1 protein-coding gene is annotated in these 922 nt (G+C 69.3%); it reads right to left on the bottom strand.

What is annotated here, in order from left to right; translation table 11 throughout:
- A partial coding sequence (locus DEH69_RS17965) for an acyltransferase domain-containing protein (RefSeq protein WP_113688002.1) occupies nucleotides 1-922 on the bottom strand: 922 nt, incomplete at both ends.

The following is a 922-nucleotide window of genomic DNA, read 5'->3' on the forward strand; positions in this document are numbered from 1 at the left end:
TCAGGACCGGGTGGGTGCTGACCTCGATGAACGTGGAGTGCCCCTCGTCGGCAAGAGTCCGGGTCGCCGAGGCGAAGTGCACCGGATGCCGCAGATTCCGGTACCAGTAGCCGGCGTCAAGCGGCGTGCCGGGGGTGAGCCAGTCCCGTTCAAGCGTGGAGTAGAACGGGACACGCGGCGGCTCGGGAGCCAAGTCCCCCAGAAGCGTCGTCAACTGCCCGTGGATCGCCTCGACATGGCTGGTGTGCGAGGCATAGTCCACGGGGATGCGGCGGGCGCGGATCTCCCGGCTCTCGCAGTGAGCCAGAAGCCTGTCAAGGGACCGAGGGTTTCCCGCGACAACCGTCGACTGCGGCCCGTTGAACGCCGCCACCTCAAGCCCCGGATAGCCGGTGAGCAGCGTTCGCGTCTCCTCGGGCGTAAGGGTGAGGGAGGCCATGCCGCCATGACCCGCCAGATGAGCGGCGATGGCCTGGCTGCGCAACGCCACCACCGTCGCCGCATCGTCGAGCGTGAGAGCCCCGGCAACATGAGCGGCGGCGATCTCCCCCTGGGAGTGGCCGACGACCGCATCCGGGGTGATGCCATGGGCCTCCCACAGCCTCGCCAGGGACACCATCAGGGCAAAGGACGCGGGCTGGACCACATCCACGCGCTCCAGCGACGGCCCATTGGCGACCCCACGGACCAGATCCACCAACGACCAACCCGTCAACGGATCAAGGACGGCGGCGATCTCGTCAATCGCCTCCGCAACAACGGGCGAGGAGCCATACAGCTCGGCGCCCATACCGGCCCACTGCGTGCCCTGGCCGGGGAAGACAAAGACGGTCTTGGCCGGTTCGCGGGCCGTGCCGGTGATGAGGTGCGGCGCGGGCTGGCCCTCGGCCAGCGCCCGGAGGCCGCTCAGGGCCTCCTCGCG

Source organism: Streptomyces sp. PT12, from assembly GCF_003311645.1.
Lineage (GTDB): Bacteria > Actinomycetota > Actinomycetes > Streptomycetales > Streptomycetaceae > Streptomyces.